This is a genomic window from Pseudomonas sp. P4_B3 (assembly GCF_056402295.1).
In genome coordinates, this window is sequence record NZ_JBFUHR010000008.1 from 82,121 (window position 1) to 108,590 (window position 26,470).

Annotated in this window: 26 protein-coding genes; 13 read left to right on the plus strand and 13 right to left on the minus strand. The window is 59.9% G+C overall.

Going from position 1 to position 26,470, the window contains the following annotated elements; all coding sequences use genetic code 11:
* Nucleotide 1: 1 nt before the first annotated feature.
* The 6 genes from AC1DWG_RS11630 to exaC form a co-directional block, all read right to left on the minus strand.
* The gene (locus tag AC1DWG_RS11630) at nucleotides 2-658 is read right to left on the minus strand and encodes a DedA family protein (protein ID WP_477752885.1); all 657 of its coding nucleotides are present in this window, start codon (nucleotides 656-658) and stop codon (nucleotides 2-4) included.
* A gap of 225 nt (nucleotides 659-883) precedes the next feature.
* The gene (locus AC1DWG_RS11635; protein ID WP_007990572.1) at nucleotides 884-1,345 is read right to left on the minus strand and encodes a GNAT family N-acetyltransferase; all 462 of its coding nucleotides are present in this window, start codon (nucleotides 1,343-1,345) and stop codon (nucleotides 884-886) included.
* A gap of 114 nt (nucleotides 1,346-1,459) precedes the next feature.
* Nucleotides 1,460-2,284 (minus strand): ethanolamine ammonia-lyase subunit EutC, encoded by an 825-nt coding sequence (eutC, locus tag AC1DWG_RS11640; RefSeq protein ID WP_477764472.1) that lies wholly within the window; start codon nucleotides 2,282-2,284, stop codon nucleotides 1,460-1,462.
* An 8-nt stretch (nucleotides 2,285-2,292) separates the two neighbouring features.
* The gene (locus AC1DWG_RS11645; protein WP_477764473.1) at nucleotides 2,293-3,687 is read right to left on the minus strand and encodes an ethanolamine ammonia-lyase subunit EutB; all 1,395 of its coding nucleotides are present in this window, start codon (nucleotides 3,685-3,687) and stop codon (nucleotides 2,293-2,295) included.
* 148 nt (nucleotides 3,688-3,835) lie between these two features.
* Complete coding sequence (gene eat, locus AC1DWG_RS11650) at nucleotides 3,836-5,206, minus strand: ethanolamine permease (RefSeq protein WP_477756305.1); 1,371 nt, start codon at nucleotides 5,204-5,206, stop codon at nucleotides 3,836-3,838.
* Between the two features lie 248 nt (nucleotides 5,207-5,454).
* Complete coding sequence (exaC, locus tag AC1DWG_RS11655) at nucleotides 5,455-6,975, minus strand: acetaldehyde dehydrogenase ExaC (RefSeq protein ID WP_477756304.1); 1,521 nt, start codon at nucleotides 6,973-6,975, stop codon at nucleotides 5,455-5,457.
* Between the two features lie 299 nt (nucleotides 6,976-7,274).
* On the opposite strand from exaC, the gene AC1DWG_RS11660 reads away from it, so the two are divergent.
* From AC1DWG_RS11660 to AC1DWG_RS11675, 4 genes are all read left to right on the plus strand, one after another.
* Nucleotides 7,275-9,191, plus strand: a complete 1,917-nt coding sequence (locus AC1DWG_RS11660) for a sigma-54-dependent Fis family transcriptional regulator (RefSeq protein ID WP_477764475.1) — start codon at nucleotides 7,275-7,277, stop codon at nucleotides 9,189-9,191.
* A gap of 165 nt (nucleotides 9,192-9,356) precedes the next feature.
* Nucleotides 9,357-10,706, plus strand: coding sequence for a UDP-N-acetylmuramate:L-alanyl-gamma-D-glutamyl-meso-diaminopimelate ligase (mpl, locus tag AC1DWG_RS11665; RefSeq protein WP_477764476.1), 1,350 nt, complete (start codon nucleotides 9,357-9,359; stop codon nucleotides 10,704-10,706).
* The gene (gene ubiX / locus AC1DWG_RS11670; protein ID WP_477754617.1) at nucleotides 10,703-11,335 is read left to right on the plus strand and encodes a flavin prenyltransferase UbiX; all 633 of its coding nucleotides are present in this window, start codon (nucleotides 10,703-10,705) and stop codon (nucleotides 11,333-11,335) included. The genes mpl and ubiX overlap by 4 nt, the downstream gene beginning before the upstream one ends.
* Nucleotides 11,328-11,612: a YceK/YidQ family lipoprotein gene (locus tag AC1DWG_RS11675; RefSeq protein WP_108216327.1), complete on the plus strand. Its 285-nt coding sequence runs from the start codon at nucleotides 11,328-11,330 to the stop codon at nucleotides 11,610-11,612. The genes ubiX and AC1DWG_RS11675 overlap by 8 nt, the downstream gene beginning before the upstream one ends.
* Nucleotides 11,613-11,728: 116 nt before the next feature.
* On the opposite strand, the gene AC1DWG_RS11680 is transcribed toward AC1DWG_RS11675, so the two are convergent.
* The 3 genes from AC1DWG_RS11680 to AC1DWG_RS11690 form a co-directional block, all read right to left on the minus strand.
* A complete protein-coding gene (locus AC1DWG_RS11680; protein WP_477754618.1) occupies nucleotides 11,729-12,370 on the minus strand; it encodes an oxidoreductase in 642 nt (213 codons plus the stop codon).
* Between the two features lie 27 nt (nucleotides 12,371-12,397).
* Nucleotides 12,398-14,116, minus strand: coding sequence for a C13 family peptidase (locus AC1DWG_RS11685; RefSeq protein ID WP_477764477.1), 1,719 nt, complete (start codon nucleotides 14,114-14,116; stop codon nucleotides 12,398-12,400).
* Nucleotides 14,117-14,230: 114 nt separating this feature from the next.
* Complete coding sequence (locus AC1DWG_RS11690) at nucleotides 14,231-14,686, minus strand: MaoC family dehydratase (RefSeq protein WP_477754620.1); 456 nt, start codon at nucleotides 14,684-14,686, stop codon at nucleotides 14,231-14,233.
* A gap of 194 nt (nucleotides 14,687-14,880) precedes the next feature.
* Between AC1DWG_RS11690 and AC1DWG_RS11695 the strand changes: the two genes are divergently transcribed.
* Genes AC1DWG_RS11695 through AC1DWG_RS11705 form a run of 3 tightly spaced genes read left to right on the plus strand, consistent with a single transcriptional unit; the run spans nucleotide 14,881 to nucleotide 16,558 of the window.
* Nucleotides 14,881-15,243, plus strand: coding sequence for a CidA/LrgA family protein (locus AC1DWG_RS11695; RefSeq protein ID WP_223453604.1), 363 nt, complete (start codon nucleotides 14,881-14,883; stop codon nucleotides 15,241-15,243).
* Nucleotides 15,240-15,956, plus strand: coding sequence for an LrgB family protein (locus AC1DWG_RS11700; RefSeq protein ID WP_477764478.1), 717 nt, complete (start codon nucleotides 15,240-15,242; stop codon nucleotides 15,954-15,956). The genes AC1DWG_RS11695 and AC1DWG_RS11700 overlap by 4 nt, the downstream gene beginning before the upstream one ends.
* 11 nt (nucleotides 15,957-15,967) lie before the next feature.
* Entirely contained in the window at nucleotides 15,968-16,558 is a 591-nt protein-coding gene (locus AC1DWG_RS11705; RefSeq protein WP_223460883.1) for an LON peptidase substrate-binding domain-containing protein, read from the plus strand.
* 293 nt (nucleotides 16,559-16,851) lie between these two features.
* On the opposite strand, the gene AC1DWG_RS11710 is transcribed toward AC1DWG_RS11705, so the two are convergent.
* The 4 genes from AC1DWG_RS11710 to AC1DWG_RS11725 all read right to left on the minus strand — a co-directional run bounded on the left by AC1DWG_RS11710 (nucleotide 16,852) and on the right by AC1DWG_RS11725 (nucleotide 20,218).
* A complete protein-coding gene (locus tag AC1DWG_RS11710) occupies nucleotides 16,852-17,004 on the minus strand; it encodes a hypothetical protein (RefSeq protein ID WP_477787830.1) in 153 nt (50 codons plus the stop codon).
* A gap of 140 nt (nucleotides 17,005-17,144) precedes the next feature.
* Nucleotides 17,145-17,348 (minus strand): cold-shock protein, encoded by a 204-nt coding sequence (locus AC1DWG_RS11715; protein WP_477754623.1) that lies wholly within the window; start codon nucleotides 17,346-17,348, stop codon nucleotides 17,145-17,147.
* A 738-nt stretch (nucleotides 17,349-18,086) separates the two neighbouring features.
* Nucleotides 18,087-19,403, minus strand: coding sequence for a bifunctional DedA family/phosphatase PAP2 family protein (locus AC1DWG_RS11720; protein WP_477787831.1), 1,317 nt, complete (start codon nucleotides 19,401-19,403; stop codon nucleotides 18,087-18,089).
* Nucleotides 19,404-19,522: 119 nt separating this feature from the next.
* Nucleotides 19,523-20,218 carry a DNA-3-methyladenine glycosylase gene (locus AC1DWG_RS11725; RefSeq protein WP_477787832.1) on the minus strand — a complete coding sequence of 232 codons (696 nt, stop codon included), beginning with the start codon at nucleotides 20,216-20,218 and terminating at the stop codon, nucleotides 19,523-19,525.
* A gap of 189 nt (nucleotides 20,219-20,407) precedes the next feature.
* On the opposite strand from AC1DWG_RS11725, the gene AC1DWG_RS11730 reads away from it, so the two are divergent.
* The 6 genes from AC1DWG_RS11730 (at nucleotide 20,408) to rodA (ending at nucleotide 26,456) form a co-directional block, all read left to right on the plus strand.
* Nucleotides 20,408-21,679 carry a glutamate-5-semialdehyde dehydrogenase gene (locus tag AC1DWG_RS11730; protein ID WP_477754626.1) on the plus strand — a complete coding sequence of 424 codons (1,272 nt, stop codon included), beginning with the start codon at nucleotides 20,408-20,410 and terminating at the stop codon, nucleotides 21,677-21,679.
* A 1-nt stretch (nucleotide 21,680) separates the two neighbouring features.
* Entirely contained in the window at nucleotides 21,681-22,370 is a 690-nt protein-coding gene (gene nadD, locus AC1DWG_RS11735) for a nicotinate-nucleotide adenylyltransferase (RefSeq protein WP_477754627.1), read from the plus strand.
* Nucleotides 22,371-22,443: 73 nt separating this feature from the next.
* A complete protein-coding gene (gene rsfS, locus AC1DWG_RS11740; protein WP_008022922.1) occupies nucleotides 22,444-22,938 on the plus strand; it encodes a ribosome silencing factor in 495 nt (164 codons plus the stop codon).
* A 9-nt stretch (nucleotides 22,939-22,947) separates the two neighbouring features.
* Nucleotides 22,948-23,415 carry a 23S rRNA (pseudouridine(1915)-N(3))-methyltransferase RlmH gene (gene rlmH / locus AC1DWG_RS11745; protein ID WP_003185785.1) on the plus strand — a complete coding sequence of 156 codons (468 nt, stop codon included), beginning with the start codon at nucleotides 22,948-22,950 and terminating at the stop codon, nucleotides 23,413-23,415.
* Nucleotides 23,416-23,425: 10 nt separating this feature from the next.
* Nucleotides 23,426-25,321, plus strand: coding sequence for a penicillin-binding protein 2 (gene mrdA, locus AC1DWG_RS11750; RefSeq protein ID WP_477764481.1), 1,896 nt, complete (start codon nucleotides 23,426-23,428; stop codon nucleotides 25,319-25,321).
* 31 nt (nucleotides 25,322-25,352) lie between these two features.
* Nucleotides 25,353-26,456, plus strand: a complete 1,104-nt coding sequence (gene rodA / locus AC1DWG_RS11755) for a rod shape-determining protein RodA (RefSeq protein WP_477759730.1) — start codon at nucleotides 25,353-25,355, stop codon at nucleotides 26,454-26,456.
* Nucleotides 26,457-26,470 lie beyond the last annotated feature (14 nt).

Sequence of the window (26,470 nt, forward strand, 5' to 3'; positions counted from 1 at the left end):
GTCAGCGCGATTCGGCTTTGGAGTTCGAACCTGCAAGGCGGTTACGTACCATGCCAATGATCATTGGCACCAACGACAACAGGATGATGCCGACTACCAGCAGCGACAGGTTCTTCTTGATGAACGGTACGTTGCCGAAGAAGTAACCGAGCGTCACCAGCCCGCCGACCCACAGGACAGTGCCAAAGACGCTGAAGGCGAAGAACCGCGGATAAGGCATTTTCCCAACACCGGCGACGAATGGTGCAAAGGTGCGGATGATCGGCATGAAGCGCGCCAGAGTCACGGTTTTGCCGCCATGCTTGTCGTAGAAGTCGTGGGTTTGTTGCAGGTAGTCACGACGGAAGATCTTCGAATTCGGATTGCTGAACAGTTTTTCACCCGCCGTTCGTCCGATGATGTAGTTGGTGCTGTCGCCCAGAATCGCCGCCAGCATCAGCAGGCCGCCGAGCAGTACCGGGTCCATGCCGCCACCGGCCGCCACGGCACCGGCGATGAACAGCAGGGAGTCGCCCGGCAGGAAGGGCATGACCACCAGGCCGGTTTCACAAAAGATCACCATAAACAGGATGGCGTAGATCCATGCCCCGTAGTTGGTTACAAGCATGTCGAGGTAGACGTCGAGATGCAGGACGATGTCGATCGGGTTGAAATCCATGGAAAGCACCTGTGGTAACGGCCCGACTCAGCAGGCCTGTGCGGATGACTTCGCGTAAGACTACGGATAAGGGTAGTTTTTCTTACAAGCCGGGGAGTTCGGGATTATACGAGGCGAGAGGTGAAAATCGCGTCGAGATTGTAGCGGGGAATGTCATGACAAGACCGATGGCTTGATACCGAACCTGTGGGAGCGAGCCTGCTCGCTCCCACAGGTGCAGGTGATTCAGAGTTCGTCGCTGATCGGCAGCACATAGTTCTTGAATTCGGTGTCTTCCTTGAATCCGATGGACTCATAGGTTTTCTGCGCGACTTCGTTGTTGCTGCTGGTGGAAACACGCATGCGCACGGCATTGGTTTCCTTGGCCATTTTTTTTGCGGTGCGGATCAGGTTGTCGGCCACCAACTGGCGGCGGGCGTCCTCGGCGACATAAATATCGTTGAGGATCCACACGCGTTTGAGCGAAAGCGAGGAGAAACTCGGGTAAAGCTGACAGAAACCCATCAGTTTGTTGCTGTCGTCATCGGACAACGCCAGGTAGATCACCGACTCTTTGCGACGCAGGCGTTTTTCGAGGAACGCCCGGGACGAGTCCGGATACGGCAGGGAGCCATAAAACTCGCGATATTTGACGAACAACGGGGTCAGCAGGTCCAGGTGTTCGAGGGTCGCTTGAATAATCCGCATGGTAGGTCTCGTCTTCAAGTGGCTGTCTTACGTCTCTGACGGCGATGGGAAACCCTTGGCGGCCGCGCAACGATCCTGCCTGAAACTGGTACGAATGTGCAATGCAGAAGCGGTTCAGGCATTCGGCGGGCCGAGCAGGAAATTAGCTTTCATGTCGGCCTCCGCGTCCGACGCCAGTGTCTGAACCTGCGCTTCGTCCTTCAGATTGACCCCTGACAACTGCCGCCGGCAGGCTTCACGCATCAAATACAGCAAACGGTGTGCCGCCATGCCGTAACTCAGCCCTTCAAGCCGGACATTGGAGATGCAATTACGGTAGGCATCGGTAAGGCCGACCTTGGGATTGTAGGTGAAATATAAACCCAGGCTGTCCGGGGAGCTGAGGCCAGGGCGTTCGCCGATGAGAATCACGGTCATTTTTGCGCCAAGCAACTCACCGATCTCATCGGCGACGGCCACCCGGCCCTGTTCCACGAGTATGACTGGCGCAACAGTCCAGCTGTCGTCTGCCATTTGCTCTTCGAAACGCGTCAGAAACGGCAGGGTATGGCGATGAACGGCCAGTGCCGACAGGCCGTCGGCGACCACGATCACCAGATCCACGCCTCCCGGATGGGCCGTCGCGTAATCACGCAGGGTCTGCGCCGAGGCATCACTGAGTTTTCGCCCCAGATCGGGGCGTTGCAGGTACGTGTTGCGATCCGTCGCCGCACTGTGCAGCAAAAGACACTGGCGATCACGTTCGGCCAATTGCGCGCCGAGGGAGGCATGGTCAAACGGCAAGTGCACCGCATCCCGCGCCTGAGCGTGGGCGTATTGGAAGTCCAGTTGTGCGCGAGTGGGAATGCTGGTGCCGGTGCGGCCCAGAGCGATTCGCGCCGGTGTCAGGCGCCGCAGCTCCAGCCAGGGGTTGTGTGGATCGAAGGGTAGTTTATCCATGTCAATGCTCATCCCAGTTGCGCCAAGGCCTGCCGGAAGGCTGGCGGCAGGCTGTCGCCGAAGAGAACCCTGCCATCGGCTTGAGTGAAGATGCCCATTTTTGCCAGCCACTGCTCGAACTCCGGTGCGGGCTTCAACCCCAGGGTCTGCCGGGCGTAGAGCGCATCGTGGAACGAGGTGGTCTGGTAGTTGAGCATGATGTCGTCGGAGCCGGGGATGCCCATGATGAAGTTGATCCCGGCGACGCCCAGCAGGGTCAGCAGGGTGTCCATGTCATCCTGGTCGGCTTCGGCGTGGTTGGTGTAGCAGATGTCGCAACCCATGGGCACACCGAGCAATTTGCCGCAGAAGTGGTCTTCCAGGCCGGCGCGGATGATCTGTTTGCCGTTGTACAGGTATTCCGGGCCGATGAAGCCGACGACGGTATTCACCAGGAACGGTTTGAAATGCCGCGCGACGGCGTAGGCGCGGGTTTCGCAGGTTTGTTGATCGACGCCGTGATGGGCGTTGGCCGACAGGGCACTGCCCTGGCCGGTTTCGAAGTACATCAGGTTCTTACCCAGTGTGCCGCGATTGAGGCTCAGTCCTGCGTCGTAACCTTCCTGCAATAAGTTGAGGTTGATGCCGAAACTGGCGTTGGCCGCCTCGGTGCCGGCGATCGACTGGAACACCAGGTCTAACGGGACACCGCGATTGACCGCTTCGATCGATGTGGTGACATGGGTCAGCACACAAGCCTGGGTGGGGATTTCGTAGCGCTGGATGATCGCGTCGAGCATCTCCAGCATGGCGCAAATCGAAGCGATGCTGTCGGTGGCGGGGTTGATGCCGATCATTGCGTCGCCATTACCGTGCAGCAGACCGTCGAGAATGCTTGCGGCGATACCGGCCGGTTCGTCGGTGGGGTGGTTCGGTTGCAGGCGTGTGGACAGTCGACCGCGCAGGCCCAGGGTGCCGCGAAACTGTGTGACCACACGGATTTTTTGCGCCACCAGCACCAGATCCTGCACACGCATGATCTTCGATACCGCGGCAACCATTTCCGGAGTCAGGCCGGGGGCCAGGGCGCGCAGGACCTGTTCGTCGGCGGCATCACTGAGCAGCCAGTCGCGAAAGCCGCCGACGGTGAGGTGGCTGACGACCGCAAAGGCTTGTTTGTCGTGGGTGTCGATGATCAGACGGGTGACTTCATCGGATTCGTAGGGGATCAGCGCTTCCTGCAGGAAGTGGCTTAGCGGCGTGTCGGCCAAAGCCATCTGTGCCGCGACACGCTCGCCGTCATTAAGGGCTGCGACGCCGGCCAGAAAATCTCCGGAGCGCGCGGGGCTGGCCTTGGCCATCACTTCCTTGAGGCTGTCGAAGCGGTAAGTCTGGGCGCCGACGGTATGGGCATATACGGCCATGGGGCGGGGCCTCCTGTTATGTACAAGTCTTCAGTTCACGACCGACCCTTGTGGGAGCGAGCTGTGGCGAGGGGGCTTGCTCCCACAGGGAATCGGTGTGCACTTCATTAATGCAGGCGCCAGGCAGTGGGCCCGGCGCCGGTGCATCTCATATACCTTCGAGCATAGCGTCTGCCGGTGCCTCGGAACGTTGCTTGGCGGTCAGCTGGAAGTACAGGTAACCGGCAGCCATGAAACCGAGGAAAATCAGGCCGATCAAGGTGTTGAACCACGCCATCGCCACGAGGCATACCACCGCCAGAAACAGTGCGATCCCCGGCACGATCGGATAGCCCGGGGCGCGGAAGGTGCGTTCCAGGTTCGGTTCGGTTTTACGCAGCTTGAACAGGCTCAGCATACTGATGATGTACATCACGATGGCGCCGAATACCGACATGGTGATCATCGCCGCCGTCAGGGTCATGCCTTGCAGGTTGACCAGGCCATCGCTGTAGATCGCCGCAATGCCGATCACGCCGCCGGCCAGAATCGCCCGATGCGGCGTCTGGAAGCGCGAGAGTTTGGCCAGCCCTTTAGGCAGGTAACCGGCGCGAGCCAGGGCGAAGAACTGCCGTGAATAGCCAAGAATGATTCCGTGGAAACTTGCCACCAGGCCGAACAGGCCGATCCATACCAGCATGTGCATCCAGGTCGAATTGTTGCCGACCACGGCTTTCATCGCCTGGGGCAGTGGATCGTTGATGTTCGACAGTTGACGCCAGTCGCCGACGCCGCCGGCCATCACCATCACGCCGATGGCCAGGAACACCAGGGTCAGAATGCCGCTGACGTAGGCCTTGGGGATGGTGCGTTTCGGGTCCTTGGCTTCTTCGGCGGCCATGGCTGCACCTTCGATCGCGAGAAAGAACCAGATCGCGAAGGGAATGGCGGCGAAAATACCGGGAATCGAGCCCATCGTGAATTCATTGGCGCCCGACCAGCCATTGAGCACAAAGTTGCTGAAGCTGAAGCCCGGGGCGACCACGCCCATGAACACCAGCAATTCGGCGACCGCCAGCACAGTGACCACCAACTCGAAGGTGGCTGCGATGCTGACGCCGAGGATGTTCAGACCCATGAACACGAAATAGGCGCCAACGGCGGCGATCTTCGGGTCCAGTTCCGGGTATTGCACGTTGAGGTAGGCGCCGATGGCCATGGCGATGGCCGGTGGTGCAAAGACGAATTCGATCAGGGTGGCGATGCCGGCAATCAACCCGCCTTTTTCGCCAAAGGCCCGGCGGCTATAGGCAAATGGCCCGCCAGCGTGGGGAATCGCAGTCGTCAGTTCGGTGAAGCTGAAGATGAAGCAGGTGTACATCGTCGCCACCATCAGTGCGGTGACGAGAAAACCCAGTGTGCCTGCGGTGCCCCAGCCGTAACTCCAGCCGAAGTACTCGCCGGAAATCACCAGGCCGACGGCAATGCCCCATAGATGCAGGGTGCCGAGTGTGGGTTTGAGCTGTGTGGAAGAAGTCATAAGTCCTCTCTGTCTTTTTTATTGTTTGATCTGTTGGACTTTCGGGTATGGCATTTATCTGTGATGCGGGCACGCAAAGCCCGTGCCAGAGCAGCAGGGCTATGTTTGGTATGTGAGTTGGAGCGCTTTACCTGTAGGAGCTGGCGAAGCCTGCGATCTTTTCAATCAGACGACTGGAGCCACCGACAAGCGAAGATCAAAAGATCGCAGCCTGCGGCAGCTCCTACGCCCGATTCAGATTCGTCGGCTTAGAAGAAGCCCAGCGGATTGATGTCGTAGCTCACCAGCAGGTTTTTGGTCTGTTGGTAGTGGTCGAGCATCATCTTGTGGGTTTCACGGCCGACGCCGGACTTCTTGTAACCACCGAACGCGGCGTGTGCCGGGTACAGGTGGTAGCAGTTGGTCCACACACGACCGGCCTTGATGGCGCGGCCCATGCGGTAGGCGCGGTTGATGTCGCGGGTCCAGAGGCCGGCACCCAGGCCGAACTCGGTGTCGTTGGCGATGGCCAGGGCTTCGGCTTCGTCCTTGAAGGTGGTGATGCTCACCACCGGGCCGAAGATTTCTTCCTGGAACACACGCATTTTGTTGGTGCCCTTGAGCAGCGTCGGCTGGATGTAGTACCCGCTCGCCAGGTTGCCCTCGAGTTTTTCCACCTTGCCGCCGGTCAGCAACTCGGCGCCTTCGCCCTTGGCGATTTCCAGGTACGAAAGGATTTTGTCGAATTGCTGCTCTGACGCCTGGGCGCCGACCATGGTGTCGGTGTCCAGCGGGTCGCCACGTTTGATTTGCAGGACTTTGTTCATGACCACTTTCATGAACTCGTCGTAGATCGACTCTTGCACCAGGGCGCGGGAAGGGCAGGTGCAGACTTCGCCCTGGTTGAAGAACGCCAGCACCAGGCCTTCGGCGGCCTTCTCGATGAAGGACGGTTCGGCCTGCATGATGTCTTCGAAAAAGATGTTCGGCGATTTGCCGCCCAGTTCCACGGTGGACGGAATAATGTTTTCGGCCGCGCATTTCATGATGTGCGAGCCAACCGGGGTCGAGCCGGTGAAGGCAATCTTGGCAATGCGCTTGCTGGTGGCCAGCGCTTCGCCAGCTTCTTTGCCGAAACCTTGCACAATGTTCAGCACGCCCGGTGGCAGCAGGTCGCCGATCAGTTCGACCAGCACGGTGATACCCAGCGGGGTTTGCTCGGCAGGCTTGAGCACCACGCAGTTACCGGCGGCGAGGGCCGGGGCGAGTTTCCAGGCGGCCATCAGGATCGGGAAGTTCCAAGGGATGATCTGCCCGACCACACCCAGCGGTTCATGGATGTGATAGGCCACGGTGTTGCCGTCGATTTCGGCAGCGCTGCCTTCCTGGGCGCGCAGGCAACCGGCGAAGTAGCGGAAGTGGTCTGCGGCCAGCGGGATGTCGGCGTTGAGGGTTTCGCGCACGGCTTTGCCGTTGTCCCAGGATTCGGTGATTGCCAGGGTTTCCAGATTCTGCTCGATGCGGTCGGCGATTTTCAGCAGCACCAGCGAGCGCGCCTGGGCGGACGTGGCACCCCATGCGTCGGCAGCGGCGTGGGCAGCGTCCAGGGCCTTGTCGATATCTTCGGCCGTGGAACGGGGGAATTCGGCAATCGGTTGGCCATTTACTGGCGAGGTATTGGTGAAGTACTGACCTTTGACAGGCGCGACGAACTCGCCGCCGATGTAGTTACCGTATTTGGCTTTGAACGAAACGATAGCGCCTTCAGTACCGGGGTGAGCGTAACGCATGGTGGTCTCTCCTTGCTTTTGTGCTTATAGGGAGTCGCGCATGTGCGCTTGCTTTAAGCGTAGAGCAAGGGACGGGCCAGTGCGCTGCAGCTCAGGCAAATCAAGGCCTTGCGCATTTTTTGTCGGACGGATGGAACATGCCTGTGACGCTTTCGGTACAGCCGGCGTGACACTTTGTACCGCTTCTGGCACAACCTGTGACTGGGTAGACTTGCAAGCATTGCAATGCAGGCCAGGCTGGAGGATGCTCGGCATCACCTCATGCACGGGACGCCGAGCCCCGGGGAGAATAATAAGAAATGCACGACAACCATTTGAGTCGCCATGCCCAGCAAGTATTGACCGTGACCCAGGGCAAGGCCCACCTGCACGGCCCTGGCAGCGATCCGTCCATCGCCCGTTCCTGGCTGCGTTGCCTTGAGGACTATCACCTCGATCCGGCCCTGAGCATCGCGCCGACGGTGCTGGAACATGGTCGCGTCCTCGAAAGCCGCGAACGCTTGCAGCAAGTGCTGCACATCGCCGGCAATGAAATGACCAGCCTGCACCAGCAGCTCTCCGGTGCCGGCCATGCGGTATTGCTGACCGACGCCCGCGGCGTGATCCTCAATTGCGTCACCGCGCCCGCAGAGCGGCAGATTTTCGAGCGTGCCGGGCTCTGGCTCGGCGCCGACTGGAGCGAGGCCTGCGAAGGCACCAACGGCATCGGCACCTGCCTGGTGGAGCGTCAGTCGCTGACCATCCATCAGGACGAACACTTTCGCGGCCGCCACACCGGCCTGACCTGTTCGGCGAGCCCGGTCTTCGATCCCCATGGCGAACTGCTGGCGGTGCTCGACGTGTCGTCGGCGCGGCGCGATGTGTCGCGGCAAAGCCAGTTCCACACCATGGCGCTGGTCAATCTGTCGGCGAAGATGATCGAGAGCTGCTACTTCCTGCGCTGCTTCGACAACCAATGGTTGTTGCGTTTTCACTTGCAGGCCGAGTCTGTCGGTTTGTTCAGCGAAGGGTTGCTGGCGTTCGACGGAGAAGGGCGAATTTGCGCGGTCAACCAGAGTGCGCTGAACCTGCTGGGACATATTCGCGGCGGCTTGCTGGGTAAGCCGGTGGAGGCGTTTTTCGATTGCTCGCTCGATGAGTTGCTCGGTCGCGCGAGCACCAATGCCGCCGCCAGTTGGCCGTTGCGCACCCGCGATGGTCGCAAGCTGTTCGCGGTATTGCGCGGTGAGGCACGGCGGCCGCTGCCGATTCCGATGGTGCCAACTGCCAAGGTTGCACAAGTACCGCGGCTGTCGGGCATTTGCCTGGATGACGCGACGTTGCAGGCGGACTTCCGTAAGGCTTTGCGCGTCTACGAACGCGACGTGCCGCTGCTGATCAACGGCGAAACCGGGTCCGGCAAGGAGGCCTTTGCCAAAGCGGTGCACCACGCCAGCCAGCGGGCGGAAAAAGCCTTCGTCGCCCTCAATTGCGCGGCCATTCCTGAAAGCCTGATCGAAAGCGAGCTGTTCGGTTATCGCGGTGGCAGTTTCACCGGCGCGCGCAAGGAAGGCATGCGCGGCAAGTTGCAACAGGCCGATGGCGGCACGTTGTTCCTCGATGAAATCGGTGACATGCCACTGGCCCTGCAGACGCGATTGCTGAGGGTGCTGGAAGACCGGCAAGTGGTGCCGATCGGCGGCGAGCCGGAAGCGGTGAATGTGCGGATCATCAGTGCCACTCACCGCAACTTGCTGGGTCGCGTGGAGGACGGCAGCTTCCGTGAGGATTTGTATTACCGGCTCAACGGGCTGGAAGTCGCGTTGCCGGCCTTGCGTGATCGTAGCGACAAATCCCGGTTGCTCGACTTTTTGCTGGCCGAGGAGGCAGGCGCAGAAACTGTGTTGATCGACGGGCCGGCGCGGGAGGCCTTATTGGGATTCGCCTGGCCGGGCAACGTGCGGCAGTTGCGTAATGTGCTGCGTACGTTGGCGGCACTGTGTGAGGACGGGCGGATCGGTCTGGAAGATTTGCCGGCGATGATTCGCCAGGCGCGGCCGGTGGCGGCGCAGGCTATCGAGGAGCCATCAGAGCATCCGCTGGATGATGCCGAGCGGCTGGCGTTACTCAATGCGCTGGAGCAGACGCGGTGGCACATGACGCATACGGCTGAGCAGTTGGGGGTCAGTCGAAATACCCTCTATCGGAAGCTGCGTAAACACGGCATCGCTCGGTAATTGCTGCGTCGACCTGTAGGAGCCGGCTTGCCGGCGAAGGCGGTCTGGAGACTGTCTTCGCCGGCAAGCCGGCTCCTACAGGTTTTGCGCTGAGCGCCATTGAAACATCAGGTGCGATTTTCCCCTCCCTAAGCTAACCTGCGGCCATGTTTTACGAGGTCGACTATGCACATTCATATTCTTGGTATCTGCGGCACTTTCATGGGGTCAATGGCGGTTCTGGCCAAAGAGCTGGGCCATCACGTGACGGGCTCCGATGCCAACGTCTATCCGCCGATGAGCACTCAGCTGGAAGCCCAGGGCATCGAATTGACCCAAGGCTACGACCCGGCGCAACTTGATCCGGCCCCTGATCTGGTAGTGATCGGCAACGCCATGTCCCGGGGCAACCCGGCTGTGGAGTATGTGCTGAACAAAGGTCTGCCTTACGTCTCCGGCCCGCAATGGCTGGCGGATCACGTGCTGCAAGGTCGTTGGGTACTGGCCGTTGCCGGTACGCATGGCAAGACCACCACCAGCAGCATGCTGGCCTGGGTACTGGAGCACGCGGGCATGGCCCCGGGCTTCCTGATCGGCGGCGTGCCGCAAAATTTCTCGGTGTCGGCGCGCCTGGGCGATACGCCGTTCTTCGTCATCGAAGCCGATGAGTACGACAGTGCGTTCTTCGACAAGCGCTCGAAGTTCGTGCACTACCGTCCGCGCACGGCAATCCTGAACAATCTCGAATTCGATCACGCGGACATCTTCCCGGATCTGCCGGCCATCGAGCGACAGTTCCATCATTTGGTGCGGACCATCCCGAGCGAAGGCCTGGTGATTCATCCGACCACTGAGCCGGCCTTGTTGCGCGTTATCGAGATGGGCTGCTGGACGCCGGTGCAAACCACCGGTGCCGGCGGTCAGTGGCAGGTCAAGCTGCTCAGTGAAGATGGCTCGAAGTTCGAAGTGATGTTCGATGGCGTCGCCCAGGGTGTGGTCGAGTGGGACATGACTGGCCAGCACAACGTCGCCAACGCCCTGGCGACCCTGGCTGCCGCACGCCACGTCGGTGTGGTGCCGTCCATGGGCATCGCCGCGTTGAGCGCCTTCAAAAGCGTGAAGCGGCGGATGGAGAAAGTTGCGGAAGTCCGTGGCATCACCATCTATGACGACTTCGCTCACCACCCGACCGCCATCGCTACCACCCTCGACGGGCTGCGCAAACGCATCGGCGATGCACCGTTGATCGCGATCATCGAGCCGCGCTCCAACTCCATGAAGCTTGGCGCGCACCGTGACGGATTACCGGAAAGCGTGGTCGATGCCGATCAGGTGATCTGGTATGCACCGGCCAACCTCGGCTGGGACCTGGCCGGCACTGCGGTGCGGTGTACGGTGCCGTCGATTGTCAGCGATTCGCTGGAAGGCATCATCGAGCGCGTGAAGAGCCAGGCGCAACCGGGCACCCACGTGGTGATCATGAGCAATGGCGGCTTTGGCGGCCTGCACGGCAAGCTGGCCGAGGCGCTCAAATGAGCAACGGCCCGGACCGCATCACCCTGGCGATGACCGGCGCTTCCGGCGCCCAGTACGGTTTGCGCCTGCTCGACTGCCTGGTGCGGGAAGATCGTGAAGTGCACTTCCTGATTTCCAAAGCCGCGCAGTTGGTGATGGCCACCGAAACTGACGTCACGCTGCCGAACAAACCGCAGATGATGCAGGCGTTCCTCACCGAATACACGGGCGCTGCCGCCGGGCAGATTCGGGTGTACGGCAAGGAAGACTGGATGTCGCCAGTGGCTTCGGGCTCTGGCGCACCAGCGGCGATGGTGGTGGTGCCGTGTTCGACGGGTACTTTGTCGGCGATCGCCACGGGTGCCTGCAACAACCTGATCGAGCGTGCCGCCGACGTGACGCTGAAAGAGCGTCGCCAGTTGATTCTGGTGCCTCGCGAGGCGCCGTATTCGAGCATTCACCTTGAGCACATGCTCAAGTTGTCGAACATGGGCGTGACAATCCTGCCGGCATCACCGGGCTTTTATCATCAGCCGCAAACTATCGACGACCTGATCGATTTCGTCGTGGCACGGATTCTCAACCTGCTGAATATTCCTCAGGACATGTTGCCGCGCTGGGGCGAGCATCATATGACCAGTGATGAATAAGCTGCTGGTGATGGTACTGGCGCTGCAATTGGTCGGGTGCGCCACGGCGCGCACCCTCGATGCGGCGAAGCCGGGCGCGCCGGTGGTGTACTCGGGGACTCGTCTGGATTTGTACGCGATGAACGGTGGGTGCTGCGCCAAGGACCGTTTTGGCGCGGAAGCACCGAGCTATCCAGGCGTCGACCTGCCGGCCAGTGCGTTGCTCGACACGCTGCTGCTGCCGCTGTCATTGCTGACGGTGATCGGGGTCAGCTTTCAGGCGACAGGTGGGTTGTAAGAGAGCGCTTCGCGCTCTATCGCGAGCAGGCTCGCTCCCACATTGGATTTGTGAACGACGCAGATCAATTGTAGGAGTGAGCCTGCTCGCGATGAGACCCACTCAGGCACCACAGGCTACTTGCCCAACTTCCTCAGCTCATCCGACTCGACAATCCTGACCCCGTCCTGCTCTTCCAGCGCCAGGCGCCACATTGCCCGGGCCAGTTGGCAGGCCTCGATACCATGGTATTTGCCAGGGATCAGCCGTGACAACGGGCCGGCGACTTTCTCGCCCAGTCGCGGTTCGGTGCGTTCGCCCAGCAACAGCGAAGGGCGGCAAATAGTCAGCTGCGGCCAGTCCTGCGCGCGCAGTGCGTACTCCATCTCGCCTTTGACCCGGTTGTAGAAAATCGAGGATCTGCGATCGGCTCCGAGAGCACTGATCACGATCAAATGCCTTGCGCCCAACTCCCGTGCGCGTTTGGCAAAGGCCACGACCATGTCCAGGTCCACCGCGCGGAACGCCTGTTCCGAGCCTGCCTGTTTGATGGTGGTGCCCAGGCAGCAGTAGGCGATGTCGACACGACCGTTCAACTCTTGCAGAAACTCCGCCGGGTCGCCGACCGGGTTTTCAAGGTGGGGGTGCTTGGCCAAGGGCCGGCGTGAGGGGGCCAATACCCGGGTAATCGTTGGCTCGTTAAGCAGGCGATCAAGCAGGTGTTCACCCGTCAAACCGGTGGCTCCGGCAAGCAACACGTGCTGAGGCGTCAAGTACATAGTGTTTCTCCCTTGATACTGTTCAGCTTAGTTGCTGTTTGCATCCTTGCTTTCCATAGACGCACTTTGCAGGGCTTTTCGTGCCTGCTGTTTGCGCAGTAGTTGCCAATGCGAGAGGACGGTTTTCGGTGCCCAGATCTGTGGTTCGGAGGCTTCGAAACCGTCCGCCAGTTCACGTTCGGCGACAGTGGCCTTGGCCAGTTTGAAGGCTTGTTCCAGATCATCGGTCTGGTTCAGGGCCTGGGCGAACAGGGCATCGCCGAAGTAGGTGAAGTTGGCTTCCTCCGAGCAACCGAAGGATACTCGGTCGGCCCGCGAGGCCGTCATGATCAGGGTCCGTTCATCTTTGAGGGCGGGGATGAAACCGCCGGAGTAGCAGGACGAGATCACGATGATCTTGTCGCGGTTTTTCAACGGGGCGAGGACAGCCGCCATTTCGTCGGCTGGCAGGTCGGCCAACTCCATGCGTGGCTGGTCAAGCACCAGTTCGTGTTCGCTGGTGCCATGGCTGGTCAGGTAGATGAAAATCAGGTCTTCCGGCCCGCTGCGTTCGGCCAGCGTCAGGGCGGCACGGCGCAGGTTTTCCCGAGTCGCCATCGGGCGGTCGGCGAGGTGATCGCGATGGTTCACCAGGCGGATCTGGCCGAAAGCGCCAAAACGGCTGGTGAGCATATTGGCGACGTAGTCGGATTCGCGCAGAAACACGCTTTGCTTGCCATCACCGCCCAGGGTCAACGAATACAGTTCCACCGCCGGGGTCGAGGGCGGAATGTTGGCCAGCGCTGCGTCGAGCAGGCGCCCCTGGGCCAGCAGGCCGAGCTCCAGGGTGTCGGGCAACAATTTGCCCTCGGCGTCGCGTACGCGCTGGCCGTTGATCCAGGTGCCGCTGAGCACGGTGCCATCGGTCAACACCAATGTGCCGCGCCCCTGGTAACTGTCGTTGTCGAACTGGCCGGTGTAAAAACTGCCGTCAGACAGGTTCAGTCGGCCCTGGCCGGAAAAGCGCCAGTCATTGAACTGGCCGATGTAGTGGCTGCCGTCAGTGCCGATCAACTCGCCCTTGCCGTTCAGCGAGCCTTCCTTGAACTGGCCCAGCCAGACATCGCCGTCGGCGTTTTCGTAGCGGCCCTTGCCGTGCAGTTGATTGTTCTTGAAGCTGCCGACATAGATGTCGCCGTCGGCGCTGTTGAACGTGCCGTTGCCTTCCAGCTGGCCGTCGACGAAGTGCCCGGTGAACTGATTGCCGTTGCCGTCGCCGCGCTGGCCTTCGCCATTGGGTTTGCCGTGGGCGAACTGGCCCTGATAGGCGCTGCCGTCTTCGAGTTCGAGGCGACCCAGGCCGGCGTATTGATCGGCCTTGAACTCGCCGCGATAGCTCATGCCGTTTTCTTTGAGGGTGCCTTCGCCGTTGCGCCGGCCGGCCTTGAAGCCGCCGCTGTAGCTGCTGGCGTTGGTGGTCAGTGCCCCCTGACCATCGAACAGTCCCTGATTGAACTGCCCGCGATAGACCTCGCCGTTGCTGCCGTGCCATTCGCCCTGGCCATGCCACTGGCCTTTGTCGAATTCGCCGGCGTACCAGCTGCCGTTCGGGTAGTCGATGCGCCCCTTGCCTTGCAGCAAGCCATTGACCAGGTCACCGCGATAGCGTCCGCCATCCGGCAGGCGGGCGTCGGGGGCCAAAAGCGATTCGCCGTCGCCGCAAGCGGTGAGCATCAGGGTCAAGGCAAGGAGTGCAAGTGGGCGCATAGCGGATTCCGGGCAATTAGGCGAGGGAGTATGCCGCAGCTATGTGTCCTTATATAGGGTGAGGTACCGCGAGAAGGCGCGAAACAGCATGAGCTGCTTCGCATCCGGGAAGGTTTATACGAAGCACAGGGACAGGGGTTCGGCGATGTATGCCGGCTTGTCCGAACCTTCGATTTCCAGGGTGGTGGTGGCCTTGAGCAGCCATTGGCCGGGTTTTTTCTCGGTGACTTCGGTCAGGTCGACCTTGAGTCGCACTTTCGAATTGACCTTGACCGGCTGAATGAAGCGCACGCTGTCGAGGCCGTAGTTGACCACCATCTTCAAGCCTTCGGGCATGACGAGGATGTCTTCCATCAGTTTCGGGATTAGCGACAACGACAGAAAGCCGTGAGCGATGGTGCTGCCAAATGGCGTTTGCGCGGCTTTGACCGGGTCGACGTGGATGAACTGAAAATCCCCTGTGGCTTCGGCGAACAGGTTGATGCGCTCCTGATCGATAGTGAGCCATTCGGAACGTCCAAGTTCCTTGCCGACATAATCTTTGAGCTCTGCAACTGGAACATAGGGCATTGAGACTCTCCTTGGGTTCATCGGTTTTATAGATTTGGCTTGCGGGGGATTTAACCTCCCGGCTTACCACTTTAGATCAACATGGCCAAACGCTCCGGTCAACCGAACATGCTTTTGGCGAATGCCGGTCTATAGCGCGGGCATGCTTATAATGCCCGGCCAATGCGGGTGACGGATTTTGCGGGGGATCAACAATGTTGCTACGAGGTCTGACGTGGCTGGTGCTGTTCCAATTGCTCGGCACGGCGATCAATCATTTGTTTTTGCCCGTGCTGCCGGGGCCGATTGTGGGGTTGCTACTGTTGTTGGTGTACCTCATCTGTCGCGGACAGGTCGGCGAGCCACTGAACCTGGCGGCCAGCAGCCTGTTGCGCTACCTGCCGCTGTTGCTGGTGCCGCCAGCCGTGGGCGTGATGGTCTATGCCGCTGACATTGCGGCGGATTTCTGGGCCATTGTCGGTGCGCTGGTGTTGTCGCTGCTGCTTTCGATGGCCTTCGCCGGGGTGCTGATGCAGCGCATGGTCAAGCGTCACGCTCACTCCGAGGACAGCCAATGATCTTCGACTGGCACGGCGCCTGGACGTCGGTGATTCACCATCCATTGTTCGGCATAGGCATTACCCTTGGCGCCTATCAGCTCGTCCTGGCGGCATTCGAGAAAACCCGCTGGATCTTTTTGCAACCGGTGCTGGTCTCCATGTTACTGGTGATCGGCGTGCTGGTGGGCTGCGGTCTGACCTACGCCGAGTACCGCAAGAGCACCGAGATCCTGAGTATCCTGCTCGGCCCGGCCACTGTCGCGCTGGCGGTGCCGCTTTACCTCAACCTGCGACGGATTCGGCAGTTGTTCTGGCCGATATTTACTACGCTGGTGATAGGTGGTGTCGTGGCCACGGGCATGGGCGTGCTGCTGGGCTGGTGGTTCGGTGCCGAGCACATGATCCTGATGACCATGGCGCCGAAGTCGGTAACTTCGCCGATTGCCATGTTGGTGGCTGAGCAGATCGGTGGTGTCGCGGCGCTGGCAGCGGTGTTCGTCTTGATTACTGGTGTGATCGGGGCGATTTTCGGCCCGACCCTGTTGACCCGGCTCGGCGTGCACAGCCCGGAAGCCAGGGGGATGGCGCTGGGCATGACGGCCCACGCTGTCGGCACGGCGGTGGCGATGCAGGAAAGTGAAGAGTGTGGCGCCTTCGCGGCGCTGGCGATGAGTCTGATGGGTGTGGCCACGGCGGTGTTGCTGCCGTTGGCGGTGTCGATGGTGGTGTAAAGGAAATGTCTATGAGTCTGCCGCTTTTCCCACTGAACACAGTGCTGTTTCCCGGTTGCATCCTCGACTTGCAGATTTTCGAGGCGCGTTACCTGGACATGATCGGCCGCTGCATGAAACAGGGCGGTGGTTTCGGCGTGGTGTGCATCCTCGAGGGTGAAGAGGTCGGGATCGCCCCGGCCGGCTACGCGCTGGTGGGTTGCGAAGCGCTGATCACCGATTTCAATCAACAGGACAACGGCCTGTTGGGGATTCGGGTTCGAGGCGGACGGCGTTTCCATGTATTACGATCGGAGATCCAGCGCGATCAGTTGACCGTCGCCGAGGTCGAGTGGCTGGAAGACGAACCGGAGCAGCCACTGCAGGACGAGGACGCCGACCTGGTGGCATTGCTCAAGGCCCTGGCGGAACACCCGATGGTTGAAGCCTTGAACATGGGCACTGAAGCGACCGGGCAACAGTCACTGGCCAATCAGTTGGCGTACCTGTTGCCCTTCGCTGAACTGGACAAAATCGACCTGCTGCAACTCGATGATCCGCAGCAACGACTGGATGCGATTCAGGCGTTGCTGGATGAATTGCAGGGCGAGTTGTTTGCCTGAAAGCATTCTTCAGAACTCAATGCGGTAAATTACCATAATTACTATGGGGCTAGCGGCAGCGGACAACCACCACGTATGCGCCCGACCTGGTTTCTGGTGGTGTTGTTTGGCTTTTTCATTTTACGGCATCTGTGGGATGCGAAATCAAGGTTTTTTGCCATTAAACCAGTTTGGGGTCAATGGCAAAATTCCGATACTCTGCCTTCCCTGTCTTCCCTTGGGGTTATCAAAAATGGTGCGACCATCCTGCATCCAGGAACTACAGTAACAAGGCCACAGCATGCGCACCTCTGCTAACTTTCTTCTTCATCAACGACTTCAAGATTGATTGCGTAGTACCGACCATTATCCCCCCGGCATAAATCGTAGCTCACCATTTGGCCAGCCTTGATTTTTAGAGCTTCGAGTTCAGCTGGGTCGAGGGAAAAAAAAGACATTCTGCTCATTGAGCTCCTCCGAGGGGGTATTAATGTCAGCAGAATTATTTTGACTCCATTCTTTCATGTCTCCTCCAAAGGCAAGCCAGCTCCCACAAAAAAACGGCGCAGGGCTTGCCCGAAAATCAGTTATTATTAACAGGTTGTGTCTATATAAGACTTACGTCTTCTGCCTGCATTCCTTTTGGTCCGGGAACGGGCTTGAAGGTCACTTTTTGTCCCTCTTTAAGGCTTTTAAAGCCCTCGGCCTTTATTGCTTTGAAGTGAACAAAGAGGTCCGCGCTACCATCATCAGGTGTGATAAACCCAAAACCCTTCTCATCATTGAACCACTTGACTGTTCCTGCTTTCATTTTATTTTCCGCTTACTAATTAACATGAAACAAAGTCACACCATTTCGCATATGGACCTTGTTGACTGACGACAGAGAAACACCCTTGGTGGGAGCAACGTTTGAGGAGCTCAGGATGATTTTCAGATCTCGCATCACGGTACGTGATGCGATGTTCAAAAAACTAATACAAACAGCCCAGCGCCGCAATGAATGCACTACTGCAAAACTGCGACTGAATGCGACTGAATGTTTTAGCTTTTTTCAAAGACACAAAATGTTTACCTGATCAGGGAACCTACGTTATTTGCACCACTTATAACGACCCGGCCGGATGTTCGAGCCGATACCGCCGGCCGCCATCAATCACAACAATAGCGCCTCTTGCAAGAGTCAGAATAAGGCTGGTGGTAGTTGTGATAAACTGGCTGGCTTGTGTGTTAGTTTATATTTGTAATGCTGGTATCGTTTTTAAATAAATTGAAAGATCTCTAATATGTTTGCTTTAAGTTAAATGGCTATATTTTGCGTGCCTGCAGGAGTAGGCATGAAAGCGATATAAGGAGTTGTTGGTTGGAAGTTTTAATGGCGCAGGGCGTTCGTTGTGGGTTGGGTAATAAAGAGTGCCGATACTGCTGTCTTTCAGTATCGCGTGCGTGAGCGTTCGGACTTGCCATTGCCTAGCTTTAATGGAGTCTGATAAAAAACCGCTTCACTCTTAATGGTGAAGCGGTTTTTTGCTACTGGGTTCCCAGCCAACTAATAGGCATAACGCAACATTGTATGTGGCAAGTGGCGCAATACGAAGAGCGCGAACAACGCCATCATCGCCGGCAGTATCAGCCACCAGACCTTGGGTGACAGTGCCTTGAGCGGCTCCCTTCGCTGGACCAGGTACAGGCTGGCCGCGCAGATGCACGCTGCCAACATCGTGCCGGCCATTACGTCCGTTGGCCAGTGCGCGCCGAGGTACACTCGGGAAAGGGCAATCGCCATCGCCGGCAAACAGGCCACCAGTAACCAGGTCAGGCGCATGCGTGGTGGCTGTCCGCGGCCAGCCAGAACCGCGAGGGTCAGGAACAGTGCGAACGAGCCCGATGCATGGCCGCTGGGCATGCTGTAGCTGGACAGAGGGTCGCTCAGCACTTCCGGCCGTAGGCGGGCGAAAAAAAGTTTGGTCGCGGTGTTGGCCAGTGCCGTGAACAATAATGTGCTGATGGCGAAGATCGCCTGCCGCCACTGTCGGGTAATTAGCAGCAGTCCTGCCAGCAAAGCACTGAACAGCAGCATGTTGCGGAATTCGCCAATCAGCGTGAAGACCACCGCGACCTCATCGAGCATCGGGCTGCGATGTTCCTGCACCAGGGTCATCAGCCCTTGATCGAGGGCGTTCAGGTACGGATAGCCGATGAACAGCCCTGCCAGAATGAGAAAACTCATGCCGGCGATTAACCCTGTAGCCCTGCGATGCTGGCGCAAGCTACTGGTGGCGCTCAGCCCGACCATCACTGCAATGCTGCCGGCAACGATTCCTGTCTGAGGCCAGAAACCTTCAGGCAACGGCAAGCGAATCGCCGCACCGGTGGCCCAGCCAGGCAGCAAATAAGCCACCGACCACCCCGCACCGGCCAGCAGGCTGACGGCGATAAAGCGTGGGAAGGGCATGTCGCACATGCCGGCGACCATGGGCAGCATCGGCCGCAACGGCCCGATAAAACGCCCGACCAGCAGGCTGGCGATGCCATAGCGCTGAAAATAGGTCTCGGCCCCGGCAATCCATTCCGGGTGATGGCGCAAGCCGGGCAGGCGCCGGATGTTCTGATGAAAATGCCGTCCGAGGAAATACGAAACCACGTCACCCAACACACCGGCGAGGAAGCCCAGCAGCAAGGTTTCACTCAACGGCAACGCACCGCTGCCGGCCAACACCGCAACGGTGAACAGTAAAACCGTGCCGGGGACGATCAGCCCGGCAATCGCCAGGCATTCCACAAAAGCCACCAGAAATATTGCCGCCGCCAGCCATTGCGGGTTGACCGTCAACCAACCGGTCACGCTATCGAGCCATTGGCCCATAAATCCAACTCCGTTTTCATTGGTTGCCCCTGTAGGAGCTGCCGCAGGCTGCGATCTTTTGCCTTTCAAAGATCAAGATCAATAGATCGCCGCCTGCGGCAGCTCCTACAGGATTGTGTTCATAGCAGGATGTAATCGCGCCCTTCGGTTTGCCCCCGTCGCAGCGGATTTCGCGTGCAGTACGGCGCATAAGCCGCATCGACAAAGCGGTACATCAGATGCTCATCGCGCCCGTGGGGGATGCCCAGGCGTGTAGTCTGGATGATGTGGGCGGGCGTCTGGCCGACGTGCTCCACCAGCAGCACTTCATGGTCAAAGCGTTTGGCGTCCCACACCGGCACTTTCAGGCCCAGTGCCTTGCAGAGCAGGGTTTGCCCGGCGCAGAGTTTTTGTGACGGGCGAGGGTGGCCCTGGGCGTCGGGATTGTTCAATAGCATCTGTGCCAGGCTGGCCGGCCCGCTCAATTCATCGACCCACGGGTAGGCGGACTTGATCAGCACGGCGTTACCGGGCCCTTGGGCGCTGAAATTAAGGGAATCGCCGCCCCGGGCGTAATACATATAGATGTGGCCGCCACCCAGAAACAAAGCCTTACGCTTTTCTGTGTAGCCGAGGGACGCGTGGCTGCCTTTTTCCGCGCGGTAATAGGCTTCGGTCTCGATGATTCGGGCGCTGAGCCACAGGTCGCCGACCCGATGGCGTATGACTTTACCCAGTAAATCCCGAGCCAGAATTTGCGCGTCGCGGTCGAAAAACGCGTCCGGCAGGCCCGTGGGCAGGCTCGCAGCGGATGCTCGAACAGTCAGGTTGGACATGATGAACGACGTTTATCAGGGCTGATTGAGTCGTGATGATAACAATTTGCAGCTTAATCCCGGCTGAACGTCAGCAAATTGCCCTCCATTTCGACCATCCGCCCGTCACCGCTGTTAGTCCCGGGACGCGACAGCTATAATCTGCCGCTTTACTCTTTACCAAGACCTTATCAAAGACCACGCCAGACCATGACTGAGTCCGTTCTTGACTACATGACCCGCCTGGGTTGCGCTGCCCGCGAAGCTTCCCGCGTGATCGGCCGCGCCAGCACCGCGCAGAAAAACCGCGCCCTGCAGGCTGCCGCCAATGCGCTGGACGCTGCCCGCGCCGAGCTGACGGCGGCCAATGAGCTGGATTTGGCCGCCGGCCGCGCCAATGGTCTTGAGCCGGCTCTGCTGGAACGTCTGGCGCTGACCCCGGAGCGCATCGACGGCATGATCGTCGGCCTGCGTCAGGTTGCGGCGCTGCCGGACCCGGTCGGCGCGATCCGTGACATGAGCTACCGCCCGTCCGGTATTCAGGTCGGCAAGATGCGCGTGCCACTGGGCGTGATCGGAATCATCTACGAGTCGCGGCCAAACGTGACCATCGATGCCGCCAGCCTGTGCCTGAAGTCCGGTAACGCGACCATCCTGCGTGGCGGTTCCGAGGCCATTCATTCCAATCGAGCCATCGCCGCCTGCATTCAGCGCGGCCTGGCCGAGGCCGGCCTGCCGGCCGCAGTGGTGCAAGTGGTCGAAACCACGGATCGCGCTGCCGTCGGCGCGCTGATCACCATGCCTGAATACGTCGATGTCATCGTGCCGCGCGGCGGCCGTGGTCTGATCGAACGCGTCAGCCGTGATGCCCGCGTACCGGTGATCAAGCACCTGGACGGCATCTGCCACGTTTACGTGAGTGAACACGCCGATCTGGCCAAGGCCCAGCGCATCGCGTTCAACGCCAAGACGTACCGTTATGGCATCTGTGGTGCCATGGAAACGCTGCTGGTGGATCACACCGTTGCCAAGGATTTCCTGCCGGCGATGGCGGCACAGTTCCGCGAAAAAGGCGTCGAACTGCGCGGTTGCGAGCGTACCCGGGCAATCATCGATGCCGTGGTCGCTACCGAAGAAGACTGGAGCACTGAGTACCTGGCGGCGATTCTGTCGATCCGCGTAGTCGACGGACTGGGCCAGGCCATCGAGCACATCAATCATTACGGTTCCCATCACACCGATTCGATTGTCAGCGAACACCAGGGCGACACCCGGCGTTTCGTGGCTGAAGTCGACTCCTCGTCGGTGATGATCAATACCCCGACATGCTTCGCCGATGGCTTCGAATACGGATTGGGTGCCGAGATCGGCATTTCTACTGATAAGCTGCACGCCCGCGGCCCGGTGGGCCTCGAAGGGTTGACCTGCGAGAAGTACATCGTGGTCGGCGACGGGCAGTTGCGCGGACAGGAGCCGGCCTGACTTGGGCGACTTAGACCCGCCAGCCCCGGCCACCGTCAGCGAGCCAGTCCCTTGCCGCATTGGCGTGCTGGGCGGAACGTTCGACCCGGTGCACATCGGCCATTTGCGCAGTGCGCTGGAAGTCGCCGAAACACTGGCGCTCGATGAGCTGCGACTGACACCGAGTGCCAGGCCACCCCATCGGAATACGCCGCAGGTGTCAGCCAAAGACCGGCTGGCGATGGTCGAGTGCGCGGTGGCCGGTGTGGCGCCGTTGGTGGTGGACGCCCGCGAATTGCAGCGGGACAAACCGTCCTACACCATTGATACCCTGGAGCTGATGCGCGCCGAACTGGCCGCAGAAGACCAGGTTTTTCTGCTTTTGGGCTGGGACGCTTTTTGCGGCCTGCCCACTTGGCACCGCTGGGAAGAGTTGCTCCAGCATTGCCATATCCTGGTGTTGCAACGCCCGGATGCCGACAGCGAACCGCCGGATGCCTTGCGCAACCTGCTGGCCGCGCGCTCGGTGAGCGACCCGCTGGCCCTCAAGGGGCCGAGCGGACAGATTGCATTCGTCTGGCAGACACCGCTCGCGGTATCCGCCACCCAGATCCGTCAACTGCTGGCCAGCGGTAAGTCGGTACGTTTCCTGGTGCCCGACGCGGTCCTGGCCTACATCGATGCGCACGGACTCTACCGTGCGTCGAACTGAATAGGAGTGCCTCAAGGCACGTAGCAACAACGTGTATTGAAGCGCCCGAACATACGAGCAAAACGAGTTTTATATGACGAACAACGACGTAAACAAAGTTAAGCGCAAAGGCACGTTCAAGAGTGCCCCGCTGCCGGAAAAGGTACTCGCTGCCGAGCCGCCTAAAGGCGACGAACTGGTCAAGATCGCCGTAGCCGCCCTGGAAGACGTCAAGGCCCAGGACGTGCTGGTCATCGATGTTCGCGACAAGCAGAGCATCACTGACTACATGATCATCGCCACCGGTACGTCCAACCGCCAGATCGGCGCGATGCTGGACAAGGTCCGAGAGGCCGTCAAAGCCCTGGGCATCAAGCCGCTGGGTGAAGAAGGCAAGGGCGACAGCGACTGGGTTCTGCTGGACATGGACGACGTGATCGTCCACATGATGACTTCCAATGCACGCCAGTTCTACGACCTGGAGCGCCTGTGGAAGGGGGCCGAGCAGAGCCGTGCAGCCGATGGCAAACACCACAGCCCTGAAGTTGGTCACGAGCACTTCAACAAGCTCAACAAAGACCAGGAATAAGGGACTGCTGTGCGACTGCGACTGATCGCCGTCGGTTCACGCATGCCCAAATGGGTGGAAGAAGGCTGGCATGAATATGCCAAGCGTCTTCCGTCCGAGCTGGCGCTGGAACTGGTGGAAATACCGCTCAATACCCGTGGCAAGAACGCCGACGTGGCCCGCTTCATCCGTCAGGAAGGCGAAGCCATGCTGGCCAAGGTCGGGCCGAACGAGCGGATTGTCACTCTCGAAGTCCACGGCAAGCCCTGGAGCACCGAGCAACTGGCGGTCGAGCTTGATCGCTGGCGGCTGGACTCGCGTACGGTCAACTTCATGGTCGGCGGCCCCGAAGGGCTGGCGCCGGAAGTCTGTGCCCGGGCTGACCAGCGCTGGTCGTTGTCGCCGCTGACCTTGCCGCACCCGCTGGTGCGGATCCTGATCGGCGAACAGTTGTACCGTGCCTGGACCGTGCTGTCCGGTCACCCTTACCACAAGTAGCTCTGCCCTCATGTCCCAGCCGATCCGCATCAAGGACCACGAAAAAGACGCCCGTCTGGTGCGTGGCCGCGTCGTGTTCGGGGCCATTGCAGTGGTGGCGCTGATTGGCGTGCTGATCGCGCGCCTGTATTTCCTGCAGGTGATCCAGTACGAGTACCACTCGACCCTGTCGGAAAACAACCGCGTCCATGTGCAGCCGATTCCGCCGCCCCGTGGCTTGATTTTCGACCGCAATGGCGTGGTGATTGCCGATAACCGGCCGAGTTTCAGCCTGAGCATGACCCGCGAGCGTTCCGGCGACTGGCAGCAGGTGCTCGATGTGATCGTCGAAGTGCTGGAACTGACGCCCGAGGACCGGCTGATCTTCGAGAAGCGCATGCGTCAGGGCCGCCGGCCGTTCGAGCCGGTGCCGATCCTGTTTGAACTGACCGAAGAGCAGATTGCGCGCATCGCCGTGAACCAGTTCCGCCTGCCGGGTGTGGAAGTGGTCGCGCAATTGGTCCGTCACTACCCGCAGGGCGCGCACTTTGCGCACTCGGTGGGCTACATGGGGCGGATCAACGAGAAAGAGCTGAAGACCCTGGATCCGGTGAGTTACAGCGGCACCCATCAAATTGGCAAAACCGGCATCGAGCGTTTCTACGAGCCTGAATTGCACGGCCAGGTGGGTTACGAGGAAGTCGAGACCAACGCCCGGGGCCGCGTATTGCGCGTGCTCAAGCGTACCGATCCGATTCCCGGCAAGGACATCGTCCTGAGCCTGGACATCAAATTGCAGGAAGCCGCCGAAGCTGCGCTCGGTGGTCGTCGTGGTGCGGTGGTAGCGCTGGACCCGAAAACCGGTGAAGTGCTGGCGATGGTCAGCCAGCCGAGTTTCGACCCGAACCTGTTCGTCACCGGCATCAGCTCCAGGGCCTATTCCGAGCTGCGCGATTCCATCGACCGGCCGTTGTTCAACCGCGTGCTGCGTGGCCTGTACCCGCCGGGCTCGACCATCAAGCCGGCGGTGGCGATTGCCGGCCTGGATTCCGGCGTGGTGACCGCTTCGACCCGAGTGTTCGACCCCGGTTACTACATGCTGCCCAACTACGACCACAAATACCGTAACTGGAACCGTACCGGCGACGGTTTTGTCGACCTCGATACGGCGATCATGCGCTCCAACGACACCTACTTCTATGACCTGGCCCACAAGCTGGGGATCGATCGGTTGTCGTCGTACCTGTCCAAGTTCGGCATCGGTCAGAAGGTTTCCCTGGACATGTTCGAAGAGTCGCCGGGTCTGATGCCGACCCGCGAATGGAAGCGCGCGACCCGCCGCCAGGCATGGTTCCCGGGTGAAACGCTGATTCTGGGGATCGGTCAGGGCTACATGCAATCGACTCCGTTGCAACTGGCTCAGGCCACCGCATTGGTGGCCAATAAAGGCATCTGGAATCGTCCGCACCTGGCCAGGACCATCGAAGGCGAGAAGCCGGTGGACCCTAACCCGATGCCGGACATTATCCTGCGCGACCCATCGGACTGGACCAAGGTCAACCACGGCATGCAGCAGGTTATGCATGGTGCCCGGGGTACGGCGCGCAAAGCCTCGATCGGCGCGCAATACCGAATCGCCGGCAAGTCGGGTACGGCCCAGGTGGTCGCGATCAAGCAGGGTGAAAAGTACGACCGCTCCAAGGTCCAGGAGCGTCACCGTGACCACGCCTTGTTCGTCGGCTTCGCGCCGGCCGACGACCCGAAAATCGTGGTGTCGGTGATGGTCGAGAACGGCGAGTCCGGCTCCGGCGTCGCCGCGCCAGTGGTGCGTCAAGTCATGGATGCCTGGCTCCTGGACCAGGACGGTCGGTTGAAGCCCGAATACGCCAGCCCTATCAGTGCAGAGGCTACCGCCCGTGATGAATAACTTCGATCGCATGCTCTCCAGCGAGGATGTGATGCGTCGCCGTGCAACGCTGCTGCAACGCCTGCACATCGACGGCCCATTGTTGATCCTGCTGCTGACTCTCGCCGCCGGCAGCCTGTTCGTGCTGTATTCGGCCAGTGGCAAAAGCTGGGATCTGCTGGGCAAGCAAGCCACTTCGTTCGGCATCGGCCTGGTGTCGATGGTCATCATCGCCCAGTTCGAGCCGCGCTTCATGGCGCGCTGGGTGCCGCTGGGCTACGTGGTCGGGGTAATGCTGTTGCTGGTGGTGGACATCATGGGCCACAACGCCATGGGCGCCACCCGCTGGATCAACATTCCCGGGGTGATCCGTTTCCAGCCCTCGGAATTCATGAAAATCCTGATGCCGGCGACGATCGCCTGGTACTTGTCCAAACGCACCTTGCCGCCCCAGCTCAAGCATGTGGGCGTCAGCCTGATGCTGATCGGCGTGCCGTTCATTCTGATCGTGCGTCAACCGGACCTCGGCACTTCGCTGCTGATCCTGGCCGGCGGCGCTTTCGTGTTGTTCATGGGTGGCTTGCGCTGGCGCTGGATCCTCAGCGTACTGGCCGCCGCCGTGCCCGTGGCGGTTGCCATGTGGTTCTTCATCATGCACGACTATCAGAAGCAGCGAATTCTGACGTTCCTCGACCCGGAGAGCGACCCGCTCGGTACGGGCTGGAACATCATCCAGTCCAAGGCCGCCATCGGTTCCGGCGGTGTGTTCGGCAAGGGCTGGTTGCTGGGGACCCAGTCGCACCTGGACTTCCTGCCGGAAAGCCACACCGACTTCATCATTGCAGTAATGGGTGAAGAATTCGGCCTGGTGGGGATCTGCGCGCTGTTGCTGATCTACCTGCTGTTGATCGGCCGCGGACTGGTGATTACCGCCCAGGCGCAGACATTGTTCGGCAAGTTGCTCGCGGGCAGCCTGACCATGACGTTTTTTGTTTATGTTTTCGTCAACATCGGTATGGTCAGTGGCCTGTTGCCGGTGGTGGGGGTGCCGTTGCCGTTCATTAGCTACGGAGGAACTTCGCTGGTGACGCTGCTGTCAGCGTTTGGGGTTTTGATGTCGATCCATACCCATCGCAAGTGGATCGCGCAGGTTTGAATAAGGTGAAACTT

Coding starts and splice junctions, on each gene's coding strand:
- AC1DWG_RS11725 (WP_477787832.1), bottom strand. CDS start 20,218: ATGTCCAACCTGACTGTTCGAGCATCCGCTGCGAGCCTGCCCACGGGC.
- AC1DWG_RS11685 (WP_477764477.1), bottom strand. CDS start 14,116: ATGCGCCCACTTGCACTCCTTGCCTTGACCCTGATGCTCACCGCTTGC.
- AC1DWG_RS11675 (WP_108216327.1), top strand. CDS start 11,328: ATGAATAAGCTGCTGGTGATGGTACTGGCGCTGCAATTGGTCGGGTGC.
- exaC (WP_477756304.1), bottom strand. CDS start 6,975: ATGCGTTACGCTCACCCCGGTACTGAAGGCGCTATCGTTTCGTTCAAA.
- eat (WP_477756305.1), bottom strand. CDS start 5,206: ATGACTTCTTCCACACAGCTCAAACCCACACTCGGCACCCTGCATCTA.
- mpl (WP_477764476.1), top strand. CDS start 9,357: ATGCACATTCATATTCTTGGTATCTGCGGCACTTTCATGGGGTCAATG.
- AC1DWG_RS11715 (WP_477754623.1), bottom strand. CDS start 17,348: ATGAAAGCAGGAACAGTCAAGTGGTTCAATGATGAGAAGGGTTTTGGG.
- rodA (WP_477759730.1), top strand. CDS start 25,353: ATGCGTCGCCGTGCAACGCTGCTGCAACGCCTGCACATCGACGGCCCA.
- AC1DWG_RS11730 (WP_477754626.1), top strand. CDS start 20,408: ATGACTGAGTCCGTTCTTGACTACATGACCCGCCTGGGTTGCGCTGCC.
- AC1DWG_RS11705 (WP_223460883.1), top strand. CDS start 15,968: ATGAGTCTGCCGCTTTTCCCACTGAACACAGTGCTGTTTCCCGGTTGC.
- eutC (WP_477764472.1), bottom strand. CDS start 2,284: ATGGATAAACTACCCTTCGATCCACACAACCCCTGGCTGGAGCTGCGG.
- AC1DWG_RS11700 (WP_477764478.1), top strand. CDS start 15,240: ATGATCTTCGACTGGCACGGCGCCTGGACGTCGGTGATTCACCATCCA.
- AC1DWG_RS11635 (WP_007990572.1), bottom strand. CDS start 1,345: ATGCGGATTATTCAAGCGACCCTCGAACACCTGGACCTGCTGACCCCG.
- AC1DWG_RS11695 (WP_223453604.1), top strand. CDS start 14,881: ATGTTGCTACGAGGTCTGACGTGGCTGGTGCTGTTCCAATTGCTCGGC.
- AC1DWG_RS11710 (WP_477787830.1), bottom strand. CDS start 17,004: ATGAGCAGAATGTCTTTTTTTTCCCTCGACCCAGCTGAACTCGAAGCT.
- AC1DWG_RS11660 (WP_477764475.1), top strand. CDS start 7,275: ATGCACGACAACCATTTGAGTCGCCATGCCCAGCAAGTATTGACCGTG.
- rsfS (WP_008022922.1), top strand. CDS start 22,444: ATGACGAACAACGACGTAAACAAAGTTAAGCGCAAAGGCACGTTCAAG.
- mrdA (WP_477764481.1), top strand. CDS start 23,426: ATGTCCCAGCCGATCCGCATCAAGGACCACGAAAAAGACGCCCGTCTG.
- ubiX (WP_477754617.1), top strand. CDS start 10,703: ATGAGCAACGGCCCGGACCGCATCACCCTGGCGATGACCGGCGCTTCC.
- AC1DWG_RS11720 (WP_477787831.1), bottom strand. CDS start 19,403: ATGGGCCAATGGCTCGATAGCGTGACCGGTTGGTTGACGGTCAACCCG.
- AC1DWG_RS11680 (WP_477754618.1), bottom strand. CDS start 12,370: ATGTACTTGACGCCTCAGCACGTGTTGCTTGCCGGAGCCACCGGTTTG.
- AC1DWG_RS11645 (WP_477764473.1), bottom strand. CDS start 3,687: ATGGCCGTATATGCCCATACCGTCGGCGCCCAGACTTACCGCTTCGAC.
- AC1DWG_RS11630 (WP_477752885.1), bottom strand. CDS start 658: ATGGATTTCAACCCGATCGACATCGTCCTGCATCTCGACGTCTACCTC.
- AC1DWG_RS11690 (WP_477754620.1), bottom strand. CDS start 14,686: ATGCCCTATGTTCCAGTTGCAGAGCTCAAAGATTATGTCGGCAAGGAA.